Raw genomic sequence first — 16,708 nt, 5'->3', positions numbered from 1 at the left:
GTTTTGATAAATTCCATTCTAAATGCCAACACAGTAAAAATCTCATACCGACAGAACAAAAATGAGAGCCGCATTTATGACGTGGGACGAAAAACCAACACGCACCGAACAACTGGCGACATTACCGACACCGTCGCTTATCCTCGACGAAAGCATCATGCTGTCCAACATCGCCCGACTGCGACATCGCCCGGAACTGGCTGGTATCACCCTGCGCCCCCACCTGAAGACGGCAAAATCGCCAGAGGTTGCCCGTCGTCTGCTGACTAACGGCACCGGACCGGCAACCGTCTCGACGTTACGTGAGGCCGAGGTTTTTTTTGAATCCGGCATTAACGACATTCTGTACGCCGTTGGGATTGCACCGCAGAAACTCGCTCGCGCCGCACACCTGATAAAAGCCGGTTGTAACCTGACCGTATTGCTGGATTCCATCGAACAGGCGCAAGCTGTCGTTGTGGCCTCTCAAGCCTACGGTGTCAGCATTCCGGCCTTACTGGAGATCGACAGCGACGGTCACCGCAGCGGTTTATCGCCAACATCACCGGCGCTAGTTGAAGTAGGCCGTGTACTGCATGAAGGCGGTGGGTTGCTGCGCGGCGTTCTGACCCACGCAGGAGAAAGCTACAACGTAGCCGGTGCCAGCGCCCACGCCGCCTTTGCCGAGCAGGAGCGTAGCGCTGCCGTGACGGCGGCCGATAAGCTGCGTCAGGCTGGGTTGCCTTGCCCTATCGTCAGCGTCGGCTCCACGCCGACCGCACATGCCGCCCGCAATCTGGCTGGTGTGACCGAAGTCCGTGCCGGTGTCTACGTCTTTTTCGATCTGGTCATGGCCGGGATTGGCGTATGCCGCACTGACGATATCGCCCTGTCGGTACTGACCACCGTTATCGGCCATCAGGCGGCGCGTGGCTGGATTATGGTCGATGCAGGCTGGATGGCGCTCTCACGCGATCGCGGTACCGCCAATCAGGCGGTCGATCAGGGCTATGGCCTCGTCTGTGATAGCAATGGACAAATAATCCCCGACCTTATCGTCACGGCAGCCAATCAGGAGCACGGCATCATTGCATTACGCCCCGGTAGCAACGCTGCGTTGCCACATCTGCCAGTCGGCACACGACTGCGTATTCTGCCGAATCACGCCTGTGCGACGGCAGGCCAGTTCGACACCTATCATGTCATTCCCGCTCAGGCCGATGCGCCGCTGGCGCAATGGTCACGTTTTGGTGGATGGTGAGGACATCAGCATGCTTATGATTAACGAAAAAACCAGTGCCGCATTAGCCAGCCATGCGATGGCTTATGAAGCGGTGCGCGCCGCACTGATCGATGCGGTACACCCTGCTACCACCCTTTTTCCCGTCGTTCACGGCCATGGTTCCAATACCGACAACCGCTTTACCGTGAAGTCAGGCGCAACGCCGGATCTGGCCGGGCTCAAAGTGGGTTCTTACTGGCCGGGTAATGCCACTGATGGCCTGCCGTGCCATAACTCAATCATTTTCCTGTTCGACCAGTCTCGGGGGGTTATTCATGCGGCAGTTGAAGCCGGTACGCTAAACGCTTACCGCACCGCGGCAGCCGATGCGGTTGCCACCGACGTGCTGGCGCGCGACGACGCCTCAGTACTGGCGGTTTTCGGTACCGGCCATCAGGCTCGTTACGATGTTGAGGCAGTGGCACGCCTTCGCCCGATTACAGAGATTCTTGTCGTCGGTCGTTCCGAAGCCGCCACGCAACGTCTGGTGGATACGCTGCGCGCCAGCGCCCTGCCAGCGCGAGCGAGCCTGCCAGAGGCGGCCTGCCGGGCGGCGGATATTATCATCACCGCCACCACTGCCAGAGCACCGCTTTTTGATGCCGCCTGGGTTCGCCCCGGCACCCACATCTCCTCAATGGGGTCGGACGCGGTCGGCAAACAAGAACTGCCAGCAGGCCTGCTGGCAACCGGCCGATTGTTTTGCGATCTTCCGGTACAATCCCGCCGTATCGGTGAATTCCAGCATGCCGATGACGATAAAACTGTGTTCGCTATTGGTGATGTGCTGGCCGGTAAAATCAGCGGTCGGGAAGCGGCATCAGATATCACCGTTTTCGACAGTTCAGGCCTGGCGATTCAGGATTTGTATATTGCGCAAGCAGTGATTAACGCCCACCGTCATCAAGGTGGCGGGTTCGCTCGACTAGTAGAGCCCAAAATGCCCGGGTCGCCGCCGTCATCGCCTGACTACCGGGATGAATAGCAAAAAAGGTGACGGACTCAGGACGCCACGACGTTAACACCTGTGTCAGGTTGCCTTTTTTTGCAGGTCATCCTGACACAGTAAAGTGGATAACGAGGCAACCCCCAGCCCTTGAAGCGCAGCCTGTAACAGTGCGGTCGGTTGGGTAGAGGTGAAAACTGTTTTCACCAGGCTCGATAATCCTCTGAACATCAAACATAATGAAAAACCAGATAGCCATTTCAGAATATGACCTAATAAAAATAACGGACCTAAATAAAAAGCATATTCAATCTAAAAAACCCACCCAATAAATAATACCTTAACGTAATTATATCGCTATAAAAACCAAGAGAATGAGTAACTACCACACATTTTTAGACAAAAAATATAATCATGATAATTATTTTATTTGATATTTTGGCTTAGTATTTAATTACAAAAATAATTAAAAATAAAAGTTATTATTTTGTATAAAGAAGAGATTAACCTCTGATTTTCAGCCCAGAAAAGACACAAACACTTCGTTAACCATATCAACACCAGTCGAACAAGATTTTATCCCAAATTAAAAAACATCATTTAACATTATTGACACAATTATTCATTGTAAATAATATTTGTTACGCAGAATAAACATGCTCTGCGTAATTCAAAAAAATCAATGTGCAACTATAAGGAAAGTTATATGGATAAGGCTCAAGAATTAGAGTTGGCTGTTGCTGAACTGAATGCAGAAAATGCTGAAGCAGAAAATGAAATTCTGCTGGATGTAACTTGCACTGTTTCTAACAAAGAGTGGCAAGAGTAAGAAAAAGTGGCCGCAATGCGGCCACCTTTCTTTAATTTCTTATCTAAACATGACATCAAAATTACACCTCACTTTCAACAATCGAAAGGTATTTATTTATGAACAACATAGTCGATGGAATTGACAGTATCCGTTCAATATCTATAGATGAGTTGAAAGACAACACTGGTTTTCTTTTGATTGATGTAAGAGAAAGCCATGAATATCTTGATGGTACTATTCCCCAGGCACTGACTATAGGTCGTGGTTTTTTAGAAATAGAACTAAAGAAGAGAAAAATAGAATTAGATAAACCAATAGTCCTCTTTTGTGCCAGTGGCTTACGCTCCCGATATGCAGCATTAAATTTAATGCTACTTAATTACTCTAACATTTATTCCCTCCAAGGTGGCTTTGAAGCCTGGAAAGCCCAGGGGAATCCCATCGAGTATCCACTGAGTCTGAGCGAAAATGATAAAAAGCGTTATGCAAGACATTTGTCCCTGCAAGATATCGGTACCGATGGCCAGTTAAAAATCATGCAAGCGAAGGTATTGGTTATTGGTGCAGGTGGTCTCGGCTCATCATGCCTGCTATATCTCGCAGCAGCTGGTGTTGGTGAAATTGCAGTCGTCGATCATGACATTGTCGATCTAAGCAATTTGCAACGACAGGTTATTCATAACGAAAAAATGCTTAAAAAGAAAAAGGTTGATTCTGCATTGCATACGCTACGGGCACTAAATTCAGAAATCACAGTAAATACTATCGATGATCGAATCACACCAGACAATGTTGATGGATTAGTAGACGGTTACGATATCATCGTCGATTGCACAGATAACTTTAACGCCCGGTATATTATCAATGACTCAGCTGTCAAAGCAGGGAAACCCGTAGTCTCTGCAGCTGTGTTTCGCTATTCAGGGCAAGTCATGACACGTTCTAATAACCAGGCCCCCTGCTATCGTTGTGTCTATCCTGAAGCCCCTCCAGCAGAACTTGCCCCATCCTGCACTGAAAATGGTGTTATTGGTGTTATCCCTGGAATGCTCGGGATATATCAAGCAAATGAAGTACTGAAAATTATTCTTGGGATTGGTGATTGTTTGAATGGGAAATTATTAAAAATAGACATGCTTAACAATCAACATCAGTTATTGACTACAAAAAAACGCCCTGGATGCCAATGCCATAATCATTAATGGAGCCGCACAACAATGATTGAGATATCACTGCCCGAATCATTAAAAATCACGAGCAAGATAAAAACGGAAGCTAAAAGCATTAATGAAGTTTTATTTGAAATCAGGAGCATACATCCAGAGGCATTCAAATTAATAGCCATTGAGAAAGATGAAAGCTGTAAGTTAAAACCTTTCATTACACTTTTCATTAACAACATAATGTCAGTTGATAGTAATCCAGTCCTAGCCGATGGCGATCATTTGACATTCGAAGTCGCTATTTCGGGGGGTTAATCTTGGACGCAAAAAAATTACAGAAAGCCTATGTATCAATGCTATATAGTGACCGCTATCGGATAAAGGATGCAGATAAAGAATATCAATATCTTGCTAAAACCATGGACGGCGAAAGACTGCTCGTTGAACGCGCGGCAAGGCAGCGAAATTTACGAACAGTGCTTTATTCAGATATGCACTTTTCCCCACGTTTTTTTAGCAAAGAACAGTTTCTTTCTTTGGTAAGAGCTTATTGTGAATCTGACAGCTTCTGGAACTGGAATAGCCGAACCCTCATCGAAAGTTTTTGCTCATTTGTTGTCGAAAAATCCGATTTGACTGAAGAAGAGAAAACGATATTCCTGATTGATGGCATTTACTCTGGCATATCAACAAACTCAAAAAACTCACCATGGCAATCGGATATAAATCATATTAACGGTAAATCCATAACTGAAGAAATTACTCTCGATAAATATTTTTCATTATCATCATTGAGCAAAGCAGCTCATCTTTCCGACATCAAATTTGAAAATAAAGCAGCGTGTTTACGATTGCACAATGAAAATGGGAAGGTAGCAATTTCACTTAAGGAGACAGCATGAGCTCACTTGTAGGATTAGGCATTGATTATACCCACAGCTATGGTCATAAATTAAGTGAGTTATTGCTATTATCTAAAAAGGGTATTAGTCATCTATCCGTTGTCGCCATTCCAGACATTGCGGTAGCCAAAGCATTTCGCCAGAGCTTCATCGACTATCCCATCATTCACCATTTTTCAGGTATGGAGCCTGCTGGCATTGATGGACTACGGCCTGATGTATTGGAACATCAGAATGGCATCAGTAATGCGCTGAATGCTGCGTGGTGTCTGGAGGATATTGGCATCTGGAACATCGGTCCTTATAACCTCCCCTATTTTGCAGCGCCGGTACTTTGTGAGCCAGTCCTTACCATGGCAATCGACGGGGTCAATCGCATCCAACAAGTCTCCAGCATTCCATTTAGTGCTGAAATACCCTCCTTCAGTATTGCTGCTGGTGATATGACATTAGGTGAGTTCTTTCATCGACTGGTTGATGCTACCCGGTGTGGTGTCGTTCTCGATATCAGCCATGTATTTTCTTATGCCATCTATTGTGGTCTTAAGCCGGAAGATGTCCTGAATAGTTTGCCACTTCACGCTGTCAATGAAATTCATATTGCCGGTGGCAGCGTTCACCCGACACATCACTGGCGATACCGTGACACTCACTCAGAAAAAATTGTTGATGGCGTTTTCCCGCTGCTAGAACAGGCACTAGAAAAGTGTACCAACCTTAAGGCTGTCACCTATGAATTAGGCGTAGGCATCTCATCTGAAGTCATCGTGGCAGATTTAGCAAATATAGAAAATTCCTGTCAAAGAATGAACTTCACCCCTTCATTTTGACTTTAAAAATATAACAACACCGGTTGATGAGGCAATATATGGACATTAACAATACGAATATCCTTCTATTTGATAGTGCAATAAAAAATGAAATCGCACGATTGGCTGAAGTATCGAATAAAGAGATATTAAACCCTCACACCGTCAAAATCGCCAGTTTATTAACGAGTTATCTTTTTTCTTACTCTGGGGAGGATTTCTCCCGCATTATTTCTGCCAGCTACCTTGATGCTTTCTCCCAAGGTTATGACAGCGTAAGACATCGTGCCGCTAAGCAATTTGGACACTGCCATATTGAAGCTCACGCGTATTCTTCTGCTGAAACTGAATTTTCTCATGCACTGCATGCGACGTTGTCCACGTTTTCCGACAGCGCTGAAAAGCCTTATATCCTGGCATCAGTAGGCCATGATTTTGGTCGTCAGCGTTTTCCTGGCTCTTCACCAGCTGTGATCGGTGTCGCCCTATTGTTAACAAACAATACGATCCCAGGAAAAACCCCCATCGGTAATGGCAATATAGAGTTTATTGTCAGAGAATTTGACTACCCAACCCATAATCACACGGGCGAGACCGATTCGGTAAAAGGAACGTCTGCTGCTGTTGTTTACCTCGCGGGGCTGGCAGCCAATCTACGCGACAGTCTTATAAAATCGGGAAGTACGCACGATCACCTTGCGCTGCACGCCGGTATGATATCGCTCAGTGAGAACTATCACGGGTTGTACTTATTTGCGAATGAGCCACTTTCTTACCTGATGCCGCATTGTTGGCATCTGAATGTAGAGAGATCGACGCACATAGAACTCAGGCTCACATTGCCCCAGGAAAACACTGGAGCAAAAATCGGTCTGGTCGCCAGTTTTCAGGGAAGCATCGCACGCACCACCCAACTGACGGCAATCATCGATGGCCAGAAGATTGTCGGAGAAAACGGAACACTGCTCATTTCGCCCGATAAACTAAGTCGTACCAACGAACAGACACTCTATCTTCAGGCTGACGGATTGTTCGATCGGATCACCGTTGCTTCTCAAGCAAGCATCACCACAGACATTACATCCTCAGTCCCCCTTATTAGACCTGATGATGATGTGATTGTCGGTATTTCCGCCAGCCATGACGCATCAGCATGCCTGATGGTCAACGGTAAAATTCGTTATGGTATTCAGCTAGAGCGCCTGACACGGATTAAACATGATGGCAGAAGCATCCTCGATAGTACCCTTGCTGTCGATTATTGCCTTTCAGCGGCTGGTTTGACTTATCATGACGTGAATTGCTTTGCCTATAATATCCAGTCTGCGACGCCTGAATATATCGGCCTTAATCAGCCAGTCCATGCAGCTGATTTCACGCTGTTTGATCCATTCTCTGCCAACGCGGTATTTGCCAGTCATCATCTATGCCATGCCTTTGCAGCCTGGTCTGGTTCAGGATTCGACCAAGGTAATGCCTTGGTCGTTGATGGTTCAGGTGGCACCGTCGTGGGCTGCGACGATCTTCTGTGCAGCGGTCAAGAGTTTGCTGCGTACCTCAATGCTGGTCTAAACGGTATTAAGCCACAATTACATGTCGTATCGCACTATGCTTTTGATCAGCAGGGTTATCGATTGGTCAATAGGGAATACAGCCCATCGTTTAATATAAGAAACGGCAGTTTTTCCCTTGGCGAAGCCTATGCGTCGGTAAGTCAGTTCGTCTTTAACTCCTGGCAGGCCTCCGGTAAGTTGATGGGATTAGCGCCGTATGGCATCCCCGAGTATGCAGATGAAATCGCTATTGAAACACCTTCAGGTATCTCATATGGCTATTCGTGGAAGCAAAAATTCACTGAAAAGAAATCCAATCCTATGGATTATGCCAATCTGGCCGCATCGGTACAGGCAGTGTTGGAAAAAGGCATATTTTCTCGCCTCGAGCGTTACCAGATTACAAATAGCACGCCGTTGGTCATGACTGGCGGAATAGCCTTAAATTCCGTTGTTAATTTCAAAGTCCGTCATCACCTTAAATTAAAAAATTTCTATCTATTCCCAGCACAGCACGATGCCGGTATTTCAATCGGAGCAGCCAGCGCAGCTTATTATAAAAGGCATGGAAGAATCCTGAACGATGCGTTTAGCCACGACTATCTGGGTAAAGTGTACCATTACCGGGACATCGCTTTTGCCACCAACCGCGTTGCCGACAGAATAACCGTTACGCCGATTGACACTACCGCATTAGCGGAACGATTAAACGCCGGACAAATCATTGGGTATTTTTCCTGCAGTAAAGGTTCTGAATTTGGTCCACGCGCCCTTGGCGCTCGTTCATTGCTGGCAAGCCCATGCTCTATCGATACCTGGAAGTTTATTAACAAATGGGTGAAATTCCGTGAAGATTTCCGCCCATTTGCTCCAATGGTCGCCGCTGAACACCTTAACCATTATTTTGAAGGGGATGGTGAACATAAATATATGCTCGAAGTACTGCCAGTGAAGCAAGCATATCGCGACAAGCTCGCGGCAGTCACCCATGTTGATGGTACCGCGCGGGTACAAACAGTCTCAGAGCATGACAATAGCGAAATCCATACATTGTTGAATGCTTTTGGCAAACTCTCTGGTTTTCCCGTTCTACTCAATACTTCATTCAATGTGCGCGGGCAGCCAATCGTTGAAGAGCCACAACAAGCAATAGAGATGTTGCTTTCAACACATATTGATGCCGTCGTCTTTGGTGACCATATCGTTGAACTTCGCCAGTGGGAATTAGATGAAACAAACCTGCAAGGGTTGTTACGTCTTAGCCCTGGTTGCAAGCTACACAGTGCACTAGAAAAAAACGAAATAAAGTACTGGCTTACTCATGACTATCAGGGAAAGTCACAGTTAATTAGCGCACAACTTTATCATTCACTAACAGAGTTGGTCAGAACCCATAGTTTAGTCGATGCACAGAAAATCTACGCCGACCTTCCTTTAACAGTCAGAAAACAGATAAACAAATATATTCAATTGAAGTGTCTGAACCTTGCCCATGATTTTTTAACTGGGAGGAATGATTGTTGAAGACAGCATCCCATCCCAGTTTAAGACGTTATACAGAAAAAGAAGTATTAGCGCTTGCGCTACCATTGCGTAAACGTTTAGGTATTTCAAGACTCACGTCAGTTGGCGAGTTCATTAATCTTCCTGGAATATCCATCGTTAATGCGGTGAGAACGGAGATAAAAAGAGGTCAGATATCATCCACACAAGGTAAAGGTCGTAGCTTAACTGCAGCAACCTGCAGCGCATTGATGGAGGCGTATGAAAGGTACTGTGCTTGCTGGTGTGAGCAGGCTATTTTTAACCATCAGGCAACCGAGGATGATAAAAACACACTACAGCAATTAGGTTTTACGCCAGAGTGCGCCATTGAGCAATGGATAAAAGGGTATGAGTATCATACGGGCCGTGAACGGCTTATCCCGGCTATTGAGGTTCAATTTCCCTATCATGGTCCTGACAGACATCACTCTACTATACAGGCTCATACATCCGGACTGGCCTGCGGAGGAAGTCAGGAAGAGGCCATCTGTTTTGCGATCATGGAATCAATCGAGCGTAATACGACATCCTTGTTCTATAAAAACTGCTTGTCCCAGATATGTGCCGACTTTGTTGACCTCTCGACTATTTCCAGACAATCCACCATGACACTGTGGGAAAACCTTAACAATAAAGGGTACGAAAGCTTCGCGTTGCGTATACACGGCCCCTTGCCAACTTACTATGTCGCACTGTATGACCCCGTCAGTATGGGGCCGAAATTTATGATTGCGGGTTCTGCCTCAGGTTTTACAGAATCTGAAGCGCTGGATGCCGCGATGATGGAAGCGGTTCAGGGGTTGGTCGTAGCTCTACAGGCATCCCGAGAAGACCTAAATCGGCAGGAAAAAAAGTACCGTTCTCAGTCTTTGTTTGATACCTCTAAATTTAGCAAATTGAGGACGTTATTCCACAAACACTATGCTGGTGTCACGATGCCACCATCAGAACAGCCTCCTGCCAACCTGACAGTAGCGACGCAATTTCTTACTGACGCACTCAAAAAGCAAGGGTTAGACGATGTTTACATTGTGGATTTATCGCTAAACGACCTGCCTTTTCATACAGTTAAAGCCATTATTCCTGGCCTCTATGACTGGCACGTGAATCCAGGCCGAGTGGGGTAATTTATGCTTTTTTCACCGAAACGGAAACCGATCGTATTTGGGGGTCCGTCAGTTTCTGCAATTAAAAAACATGATGATGTTATCGAGTATCGCCCGCCGATCCAGGGTGGGGAATTAGCGGCATTGGCGGGCTGTGGTCGCCCGGTATTAATCGCTGATGGTTTATTCGGCACTAAAATGTCTGTAACGGTAGTTGAGTGCCTGGAATTTATTCAGGCAGGTGGTTTATTACTGGGTTGTTCCAGTATGGGGGCACTGCGCGCAGCTGATTGTTATAACGTAGGGATGGTAGGCGTAGGGCAAATTTTTCATGGCTATATTATGGGGTATTACCACTCTGATGCTGATGTGGCAGTACGCTATCACTCAGGAAGTTATGAGGAAATAACGCTTTCATGGGTACATATAGACCATATTACTCGCCATCTTGTGATGCAGAAAAAATTCTCATCACTGACTGCCAGGCTCATTTTGGCAAAAATCCGTGCTATTAGCTGGTATGAGCGTTATATCGACCAGGTGATAGAAATCATTCGCTCTTTTTCACCACAGCTCATAGAAAGTGAATTAAGGTCATTGTTTCATGACAATGCTCTGCATCCGAAGAAACATGATGCGCAACTCGCTATTAACTACCTAACTCAATTTTATCTGGCAAGACGTGAGCAATAAAAATGAAGAATAGTCATTGGTTAAAAGGCATCGGTTATCTGGATAGTACTTTCCGTGCGATGCAATCGACATCAAATCAGTTAAGCCATCTCTTGGTTGGTGCTTTAGGAGGGATGTTTAACTCTGCAGTATCACTACGCGTTTCTATCGCATTCTACTCCTCCATTCTTCTTGAAATTCCTTCAGGCTTACTCGCCGATAAGCTAGGGCATTTTAAAAGTGTTGCACTGGGTAGCTATTTTACTGCCTCCGCACTGCTCACACTATTTTTCTCTCTGACGAGCACTCACGATGCCAGCTTGCAGATATCGCTGTTGATCCTCAGCTCATTTCTCAGTGCTATTGGTATGAGTCTGATTTCAGGGGCCTATCAGGCCATGCTGCAAGATATGATAGATAGTCAAATAATTAAACACGGAGAGGAAAGTAGTCTACGCACCAAAGCGCTTCTGCTTTCTCAACGCTATGGTAAGGAAATTGTATCTATTGTTCCAATTATCTTCCTCCTCATTTTACTTATCATGTATCGTACTATCGGATATGCAGAAGCGATGCTGTTTATTCCGGCAATTATGTTTATTGCCTTAGGTCTCTGGTTATGGCGTTATCCACAGAAAAATAAAACTAAAGAATCAGATAACCAATACCACCATACAAAGGCAAGTAATAAAAACACACTTAAGACATTTATTTACCATCTCAAGGCAATGAGTCGAGAACAGTTGATCATGTTAATGAAGATATCATTGATAATTGTTTTACTTAATTTCTCAATGGTACATGTTCATACTTATCTGATGGTGGCAGAGTTCAGAGAGTATAACATTATGGATATCAGCATTATCTATCTAATTCCATTATTCTTGTTTATTGCCTCTTTTGATGCGGCTCACTATGTTAAAGGCATCATTGTTCCTCGTGCCGCAGCGAAGTTCAATGATAAGACTCTGGTTATGTTATCTTTTGGTAGCCTGGCGTTATTATCTGCTGGTTGTTACCTACTTTATATACATGTGGATGGAATATTTTCACTCATCTTATATGTTTTATTTTTCCGCGCCTGTGTGACAATGGGACAAGATGTGGCCATCAGTAACTTACTGGCTCGTCTTCCTGAAGAGATTCGTGCATTTACGCTTAGCCTGGTAATGAGCTCAGTCATTGTGTTATACGGGGCTTACTCTGTCTATTTAACATTTATCGGCATTGGTGCGGAACCCGCACAAAATGTTTTGATAGAAATCCTTGCGATTGCTTTAATTGGTGGGATTTTTGCCCTGTCGCTAAAAATAGTGCCATTAGATGAACCTGATGCTTCTGAGTTGCAGCCATCTAACTAACAATTGATCGGAAAAAGAACCATGAGTACAGAAAAAGCCAAGTTATTCTCTACCGCCAGAACCGATGTATACCGTCTTACTGAGGATTTTTCCGAGCAACTCCAATGCTTCTTAATTGAGAATAGGGAAAATTTCGCACCGTTTGAGCCATTGCGTACAGAAGACTACTTCTCACTTGAGAATATTCGGCAACGTATTATTGACTCTCAACCTGATTTTAAAGCCAAAAAATGCCTGCTGCTCGTGTTCACGGTTAAGGGAGAATACAAAATCATTGGGAGTATTAATTTCACTAACTTTGTTTATGGTGTATTTCAGGCGGGATATTTAGGTTTCTCCATCGATAAGTCCTATCAAGGAAAAGGGTTGATGCGTGAAGCGCTACAAAGTGCAATTGCCTACGTCCATGAGAACTATGGTCTGCATCGTATTATGGCGAATCATCTCCCCGAGAATATACGCAGCCAGAATATATTGGCAAGCCTGGGGTTCGAGAGAGAAGGATTCGCAAAATCCTACTTAAAAATAAATGGGAAGTGGCAAGATCACGTTCTGAACTCATACATAACCGCTGAAAAATAGAGGGATAAACAACATGGACAAGCGCGAATTAAGCCAATATCTCAGAAAATCCTTTTCCGAGATATTGGCAAAGGTATCTGATATCTATGGACTTAACTCAACAGAGCGATTATCAGATTTTATGGCCGGCATATTGGGTGAATCACACCATAAGCCATTGCATCCTTTACAAAAACCGCGTTTACTATTTTTCCCCGGACTGAGCAATGGACCATGGATTGACGAGTGCGCCAGTGACAAAACCGCGTCAATCGCCAGGCTATTAGCCGAAAATTTTCAGGCAATTAAAGATGAGTTCACCGCTGCAACAGATCAGCTTAAGGTCTATTCCTCCAGTAATCTTTTCAAGAATCTCTCAGAGAAAGATTGGTCATCCATTTCACTCTGGAGTCGTGGAGAGTTCAGTGAAAAAATAATTCACTTTCCCCATTTAAAAAAATTAATTGATAGGGTTGAAGAGAGTCTCTTTCCATGGCGTGGAGAGGTCACTTTTATGCGACTAAAAGGCGGTGCCTGGCTTCCTGAACATTATGACTGGACCAATGCACAAATAACTTGCCACTTTGGCATTAATATTCCAGAAGATTGCGGCCTGGTTGTGGCCGGCGAGGAGCGTCGTTGGGAAGAGGGAAAGTCTATTTTCTTCGATCATAGTTTTCTCCATCACGTCTACAACCATGCGGATGAAGACCGGGATATTCTATTGATAAATTTTTTACATCCTGAACTTACTGACGCGGAAGTACACGGTATTAGATTATTAGGTCCGGTTCTGGCAAAAATAAGCGATTCCGCTCAATAGTACAGCGGTCGGCAAACGAGACAACCACCGTCTCTCAGTGTAAGCAAGTTGGGTAGTAAACGGTGATTATCGTCAAAGGATAGACTGGCCCATTCCTTTTCAAAATCTCGCATCACAGGTTCCCCCCCAATAAATATCCCCGCCTTCTGACGGGGAAAACCGGATAGCCATTATTGCGCCGGACGGCCGTAGTAAGCCGTGAAACTGGCTTTGGCCAGCGTATTGGCGTTGATCATAAAGCCGCCAAGTGCCGGATTCGCGTCTTTAGGCACATCCAGCGTTTTGGTTTTCAGTGCGTACACGGTGAAAATATACCGATGCGGTTTATCACCTGCTGGCGGGCAGACACCACCCCATGCCGCCACCCCGTAGTCAATACGCACCTGGCTGGCACCGGTTGGCAAGTGCTTACCGCTAATCTCGCCTGCGTTAGTGGCAAGGCTTTGTACATTCGCGGGAATATTGATAACCATCCAGTGCCACCAGCCAGACCCTGTCGGTGCGTCCGGGTCATAAACGGTAACGGCAAAACTCTGGGTACCTGCTGGTGCGCCATGCCAGTTCAGCGCAGGGGACTGGTTCTGCCCGCTGCAGCCAAAACCGTTAAATTCAAAGCTGGCAGGCAGCGTACTGTTCGGCGCGATTGCCGGGCTGGACAACGTCAGCGTATCCGCATGGGCTGCGGCAGCAGTCATGATGGCACCAGCAAATAACGAAACGCAGGAACGGGTCATCCGCAAACCGGTTTTCATATCGATACTCCTGTTATTCATGGTAGGCTTGGGCCGTCACTCACCGCGTTTTTCAAACGGCAACGCCTTGACGATGAGTGTCAGCACACACTAAAAACTGTGATAACAATAGTAGCGAACCACCCTTGTTCCCGTTGTTCCGGTTCGTGCAATCTCTACTCCATTTTCACCACGGATAACGATACGGGATGACGCTCACCCACCATCATGCTGCCTTGTCCCTGACGAATCCCGTCGAGCCTATCCCTCGACACGCTGCAACCAGCCCGCTGCTTTTACATCAGATTATTGCCCGTAGCCAATACGCATTGCGCACCGTGGTCATTCGGGCTGACCTGATTGGGCTAGTCGTTTCCGGCACCAAGCAGCTGCTGGCACCGGAAGGCCGCACTGATTTTGCGACGGGAGAAATATTCATCTTGCCACGCGGCACCCAATGGGATGTTGTCAACGACCCCGCGCCACAAGGGCGCTATGTGGCGCAGATCCTCAACCTGCAACCCGAGACGATAACCCATTTTTACCAGTCTTTCGGTCAGTTTGCCGCACTGGAACCGCTACGCCGTGTTGCCAGAGTGGCGGATAACGCCGCTATCAAAACCGCATTTTTACGCACTGTCGATGCACTACGCGATGTAGGCGGTTCAGCCACACTGAGCGAACACCGAATGCTGGAGGTGTTGTTACTACTGGCTGAGCACGCTGGCGTGGTACTGGCCCCGCCAGTGACGATGAACTGGAGTGAGCGCGTGCGTCGGCTGGTGGCACAACGCCCGTATGATGACTGGTCGGCTGGTCGGGTAGCACAGGCGCTCTCTACCACCATCAGCACCCTGAACCGCCGACTGGCGCAGGAAGACAACACCATTACCCGCTGCGTACGCGAAACCCGGCTGGAAACCGCCATGGTGCTATTACAGTCATCCGAACGCTCGGTTGCCGCCATCGCCCTTGATGTCGGTTACGAATCTCACAGCAAATTCACTGCCGCTTTCCGCCGCCGCTTCGGCATCGTGCCATCGGCATTACGCAGGTGAATGACTTTAGACAGATTTTTATTATCTGGAATACGGTAAAATTATTTCACCCACCCAATAAATAAATTACCCATAATAGTAGGATGTTTTATGAAATCTCTATTCGCTCTGGTCGTAGCCGTAACCACTATAGGAACGGCCCAAGCCAAGACGCTCCCAGAAAGCCTTCTGCACTGTGACAGTAATTTTTTCAGCGAACTCTATAGCCAGCAGTCCACGTTTAAAAATGTTGTACCACTAACCACCGACAAATCACAGCACGCCTGGTTCACACCCCCCAAAGGTGGCGGCGATATGCTGTGGTTCTCGCAACCGGTTCGTGTAGGGCAATTAACACTCTCCGGTTATTGGTCGGAAAAGAGTGACCTTGCAGAGCTAGGGAAATATTATTTCTGGGGATTAATTATCGAGGAATCACCGAAAGCAGTGATGGCGGCATTACCGGAAGCTAACTGGCAGAAAGCGGGCGACGAATATATCTCTAATCCAATGATTAAACGTCCTGATGATCATGAATGGCGATCAAATCTAGGTGCAGCCAGTGGCATTGCTCCGGCCAAAGGCAGCATAGAAAAACTTGCTCTACTGGACACGAATAATGGCAAAACCCGGTTACTCTGTTCGGTGCAAGGCAGCGTAACCCAAGGTGATTTACTTCCACTGCGACCGGACCTGGCTGGAAACAAATAATGAAATACTTAATTCTATGTACTGCATTAACGCTACTTGCGGGCTGTTCCAGCTCTAATAAAGTACCTACTGTTGGTCCACGCCCTGCGGGGCTACTAAAGATGCTTGAAGACAGTACGGGAGGCACGTATGCCGACATGCGTAGTATTTCAAGCTATCAGAACAACACACATTTGCGCCGTTTCTTTCTCATTAATAACTATATAGGGCCCAAACGAGTGCAAACCGAGCCACCTATTTATGTCTCCAGCTCGCGTGTAATTAACGTTGTTAACTGCGATACTCAAGAGCGTGCACAGTTTGAGCGCATCTACTTTTCTCAGTATTGGGGGCAAGGTGATGCCATCTTAAAGCGAGAGACTGTCGGGCAATGGGAAAAATATCCAAAAGAGTCATTAATCGGTATCGTCGCTGATAGCATTTGCAAGATTGATCCAACCCATCTGAAGCCAGAACCACCAAAGGATACACGCGTCCCTCTACTCGGCAATATGTTATAAATACGCCTATTTTTAATTCTGCGTACCTTTGGAAATTCTGGAGTTTCAGTTATTCGCTGAGACTCACCTGGCTCCGGGCTATTTAGGGTTCATAGGGCGCTTGTGCTCCTCTAACAAGCGCCCCATGATTCCCAGTCCAATGCTTAACAGGTAATTATCCAGTATTTCTTTCATCTGATTAAAACGTTCAACAAGCACACCTGTACCAACGCTACC

Annotated in this window: 18 protein-coding genes; 16 read left to right on the top strand and 2 right to left on the bottom strand. The window is 46.3% G+C overall.

Translation table 11 applies throughout. The features are described 5' to 3' along the window. The first annotated feature begins 76 nt into the window (after positions 1-76). Positions 77-1,240 (top strand): DSD1 family PLP-dependent enzyme, encoded by a 1,164-nt coding sequence (locus tag DZE2538_RS04610; RefSeq protein WP_038915712.1) that lies wholly within the window; start codon positions 77-79, stop codon positions 1,238-1,240. Between the two features lie 10 nt (positions 1,241-1,250). After that, positions 1,251-2,246 (top strand): ornithine cyclodeaminase family protein, encoded by a 996-nt coding sequence (locus DZE2538_RS04605; protein ID WP_236617000.1) that lies wholly within the window; start codon positions 1,251-1,253, stop codon positions 2,244-2,246. 45 nt (positions 2,247-2,291) lie between these two features. Here the strand turns inward: DZE2538_RS04605 and DZE2538_RS21355 are convergent, their stop codons facing one another. After that, on the bottom strand, positions 2,292-2,414 hold the full coding sequence (locus DZE2538_RS21355; RefSeq protein ID WP_269077914.1) for a hypothetical protein: 123 nt from the start codon (positions 2,412-2,414) through the stop codon (positions 2,292-2,294). Between the two features lie 499 nt (positions 2,415-2,913). Between DZE2538_RS21355 and DZE2538_RS21350 the strand changes: the two genes are divergently transcribed. The 11 genes from DZE2538_RS21350 to DZE2538_RS20015 all read left to right on the top strand — a co-directional run bounded on the left by DZE2538_RS21350 (position 2,914) and on the right by DZE2538_RS20015 (position 13,513). Then, positions 2,914-3,036, top strand: a complete 123-nt coding sequence (locus DZE2538_RS21350; protein ID WP_012883698.1) for a hypothetical protein — start codon at positions 2,914-2,916, stop codon at positions 3,034-3,036. Between the two features lie 98 nt (positions 3,037-3,134). Beyond that, entirely contained in the window at positions 3,135-4,220 is a 1,086-nt protein-coding gene (gene moeB, locus DZE2538_RS04600; RefSeq protein ID WP_050568653.1) for a molybdopterin-synthase adenylyltransferase MoeB, read from the top strand. A gap of 15 nt (positions 4,221-4,235) precedes the next feature. After that, complete coding sequence (locus DZE2538_RS04595; protein ID WP_038913333.1) at positions 4,236-4,496, top strand: ubiquitin family protein; 261 nt, start codon at positions 4,236-4,238, stop codon at positions 4,494-4,496. 2 nt (positions 4,497-4,498) lie between these two features. Further along, positions 4,499-5,083, top strand: a complete 585-nt coding sequence (locus DZE2538_RS04590) for a hypothetical protein (RefSeq protein ID WP_152486121.1) — start codon at positions 4,499-4,501, stop codon at positions 5,081-5,083. Beyond that, positions 5,080-5,913: a multinuclear nonheme iron-dependent oxidase gene (locus tag DZE2538_RS04585; RefSeq protein WP_023639116.1), complete on the top strand. Its 834-nt coding sequence runs from the start codon at positions 5,080-5,082 to the stop codon at positions 5,911-5,913. Before DZE2538_RS04590 ends, DZE2538_RS04585 begins: the two co-directional genes overlap by 4 nt. A 38-nt stretch (positions 5,914-5,951) precedes the next feature. Continuing rightward, the gene (locus DZE2538_RS04580) at positions 5,952-8,969 is read left to right on the top strand and encodes a carbamoyltransferase C-terminal domain-containing protein (protein WP_038915711.1); all 3,018 of its coding nucleotides are present in this window, start codon (positions 5,952-5,954) and stop codon (positions 8,967-8,969) included. Continuing rightward, the gene (locus tag DZE2538_RS04575; RefSeq protein ID WP_071603557.1) at positions 8,966-10,117 is read left to right on the top strand and encodes a YcaO-like family protein; all 1,152 of its coding nucleotides are present in this window, start codon (positions 8,966-8,968) and stop codon (positions 10,115-10,117) included. Before DZE2538_RS04580 ends, DZE2538_RS04575 begins: the two co-directional genes overlap by 4 nt. Positions 10,118-10,120: 3 nt before the next feature. Next, the gene (locus DZE2538_RS20020; protein ID WP_023639113.1) at positions 10,121-10,789 is read left to right on the top strand and encodes a TfuA-like protein; all 669 of its coding nucleotides are present in this window, start codon (positions 10,121-10,123) and stop codon (positions 10,787-10,789) included. Positions 10,790-10,791: 2 nt separating this feature from the next. Further along, a complete protein-coding gene (locus tag DZE2538_RS04565; RefSeq protein WP_038913328.1) occupies positions 10,792-12,129 on the top strand; it encodes an MFS transporter in 1,338 nt (445 codons plus the stop codon). Between the two features lie 21 nt (positions 12,130-12,150). Continuing rightward, positions 12,151-12,711, top strand: a complete 561-nt coding sequence (locus DZE2538_RS04560; protein WP_038915709.1) for a GNAT family N-acetyltransferase — start codon at positions 12,151-12,153, stop codon at positions 12,709-12,711. 13 nt (positions 12,712-12,724) lie between these two features. Further along, a complete protein-coding gene (locus DZE2538_RS20015) occupies positions 12,725-13,513 on the top strand; it encodes an aspartyl/asparaginyl beta-hydroxylase domain-containing protein (RefSeq protein ID WP_023639110.1) in 789 nt (262 codons plus the stop codon). Between the two features lie 170 nt (positions 13,514-13,683). On the opposite strand, the gene DZE2538_RS04550 is transcribed toward DZE2538_RS20015, so the two are convergent. Further along, entirely contained in the window at positions 13,684-14,265 is a 582-nt protein-coding gene (locus tag DZE2538_RS04550) for a YbhB/YbcL family Raf kinase inhibitor-like protein (protein ID WP_019844698.1), read from the bottom strand. Positions 14,266-14,453: 188 nt separating this feature from the next. Between DZE2538_RS04550 and DZE2538_RS04545 the strand changes: the two genes are divergently transcribed. The 3 genes from DZE2538_RS04545 to DZE2538_RS04535 all read left to right on the top strand — a co-directional run bounded on the left by DZE2538_RS04545 (position 14,454) and on the right by DZE2538_RS04535 (position 16,492). Further along, positions 14,454-15,302: a helix-turn-helix transcriptional regulator gene (locus DZE2538_RS04545; protein WP_038915708.1), complete on the top strand. Its 849-nt coding sequence runs from the start codon at positions 14,454-14,456 to the stop codon at positions 15,300-15,302. Positions 15,303-15,392: 90 nt separating this feature from the next. After that, entirely contained in the window at positions 15,393-15,992 is a 600-nt protein-coding gene (locus tag DZE2538_RS04540; protein ID WP_038915707.1) for a hypothetical protein, read from the top strand. Next, positions 15,992-16,492, top strand: coding sequence for a surface-adhesin E family protein (locus DZE2538_RS04535; protein ID WP_038915706.1), 501 nt, complete (start codon positions 15,992-15,994; stop codon positions 16,490-16,492). The genes DZE2538_RS04540 and DZE2538_RS04535 overlap by 1 nt, the downstream gene beginning before the upstream one ends. Positions 16,493-16,708 lie beyond the last annotated feature (216 nt).

The sequence above is a fragment of the Dickeya zeae NCPPB 2538 genome (assembly GCF_000406165.1).
Classification (GTDB): domain Bacteria; phylum Pseudomonadota; class Gammaproteobacteria; order Enterobacterales; family Enterobacteriaceae; genus Dickeya; species Dickeya zeae.
The sequence above is the reverse complement of the archived record's forward strand: the minus strand, read 5'-3'. Positions and strand labels throughout refer to the sequence as shown.

What these genes read in the sequence shown, in the direction of transcription:
- DZE2538_RS04545 (WP_038915708.1), top strand. Translation starts at nt 14,454, where the DNA reads ATGACGCTCACCCACCATCATGCTGCCTTGTCCCTGACGAATCCCGTC.
- DZE2538_RS04595 (WP_038913333.1), top strand. Translation starts at nt 4,236, where the DNA reads ATGATTGAGATATCACTGCCCGAATCATTAAAAATCACGAGCAAGATA.
- DZE2538_RS04585 (WP_023639116.1), top strand. Translation starts at nt 5,080, where the DNA reads ATGAGCTCACTTGTAGGATTAGGCATTGATTATACCCACAGCTATGGT.
- DZE2538_RS04535 (WP_038915706.1), top strand. Translation starts at nt 15,992, where the DNA reads ATGAAATACTTAATTCTATGTACTGCATTAACGCTACTTGCGGGCTGT.
- moeB (WP_050568653.1), top strand. Translation starts at nt 3,135, where the DNA reads ATGAACAACATAGTCGATGGAATTGACAGTATCCGTTCAATATCTATA.
- DZE2538_RS21350 (WP_012883698.1), top strand. Translation starts at nt 2,914, where the DNA reads ATGGATAAGGCTCAAGAATTAGAGTTGGCTGTTGCTGAACTGAATGCA.
- DZE2538_RS20020 (WP_023639113.1), top strand. Translation starts at nt 10,121, where the DNA reads ATGCTTTTTTCACCGAAACGGAAACCGATCGTATTTGGGGGTCCGTCA.
- DZE2538_RS04580 (WP_038915711.1), top strand. Translation starts at nt 5,952, where the DNA reads ATGGACATTAACAATACGAATATCCTTCTATTTGATAGTGCAATAAAA.
- DZE2538_RS04540 (WP_038915707.1), top strand. Translation starts at nt 15,393, where the DNA reads ATGAAATCTCTATTCGCTCTGGTCGTAGCCGTAACCACTATAGGAACG.
- DZE2538_RS04565 (WP_038913328.1), top strand. Translation starts at nt 10,792, where the DNA reads ATGAAGAATAGTCATTGGTTAAAAGGCATCGGTTATCTGGATAGTACT.
- DZE2538_RS04550 (WP_019844698.1), bottom strand. Translation starts at nt 14,265, where the DNA reads ATGAAAACCGGTTTGCGGATGACCCGTTCCTGCGTTTCGTTATTTGCT.
- DZE2538_RS04560 (WP_038915709.1), top strand. Translation starts at nt 12,151, where the DNA reads ATGAGTACAGAAAAAGCCAAGTTATTCTCTACCGCCAGAACCGATGTA.
- DZE2538_RS20015 (WP_023639110.1), top strand. Translation starts at nt 12,725, where the DNA reads ATGGACAAGCGCGAATTAAGCCAATATCTCAGAAAATCCTTTTCCGAG.
- DZE2538_RS04605 (WP_236617000.1), top strand. Translation starts at nt 1,251, where the DNA reads ATGCTTATGATTAACGAAAAAACCAGTGCCGCATTAGCCAGCCATGCG.
- DZE2538_RS04610 (WP_038915712.1), top strand. Translation starts at nt 77, where the DNA reads ATGACGTGGGACGAAAAACCAACACGCACCGAACAACTGGCGACATTA.